The sequence below is a fragment of the Oleiphilus sp. HI0067 genome (assembly GCF_001635735.1).
Window position 1 is genome coordinate 1 of sequence record NZ_LWFI01001483.1, and the last position, 883, is coordinate 883.

General features: G+C 41.1%; 1 protein-coding gene. It reads right to left on the reverse strand.

From position 1 onward, the window contains the following. Positions 1-60: 60 nt before the first annotated feature. The coding region (locus A3739_RS24135; protein ID WP_068477040.1) for a C39 family peptidase at positions 61-883 on the reverse strand (823 nt) is incomplete at its 5' end.

Here is an 883-nt window from a genome sequence, read left to right on the forward strand (position 1 = left end):
CAGCCGTAACCATACAGCCATGGGAAAATCCTTGTTAATACTCGCTTCGTTCGCTTTATATTAGTTTCTACGGTAATGTAGCGTCTTAGTCGTGTTCTCGACTGTAGGCGCTCCATTCGCAATATCTTCTGGAGAGTTATTCTTTAAACGTTCAATTTCGTTCTGCACTCTCCACTGGCGCATATCGAAATAATCTGGATATTCTTGGAATGCTTGCAAAGAGAGCGTTTGCTCATCAATAAACCGCAAATCTTCTTCTCTCAATTCCAATCCATCAACTGGCTTAGTGTCACCTGGAAACACAACAAACAATACGTTTTGGTCCCAAGCTTCTTTAAATCGATCAATCGTGAAAGTTAAGTTGCCTTTAGATGGATCAGCGATAAACACACGATCATCCTTAACCGTTTTAACCACCACGAAATGCTTAAATCCGGAGTATTGAATAGGGACAATTGCCGGATGGTCCAAATCAATTAAGTCTTGCATTTCAGCCCGAAAACCACCTGCAGGAAACCCCAATGCTGTAACAAGTCGCTTCATATCAAGCATCGAAAAACCGCGACGCTCTACGATTCTTTCATTCTCCCCGTAGTGAAGCAGTCCTTCCATCACCTGACGTTCTTGGAAATTACGCCCGAGATAATGTTGTAGAATTGTGGTTAATGCGGCCGAACCACAGCTGTAGTCGTATGCTTGTCGAACAATATTTCGAAACTTAATTTCAGAATATGGTTCAACTTCTTCAAAAAAGAACTTTTCTGGTTTGTCATTAGAATTATCAAACCCGTAATACACTAATCCTTGCTCGTGTGGCTCTACTTCCTTAAAGCCTAATAGCAAGTTTAGAAACAATACTGACGCAGTCGTAACTAAAACCATT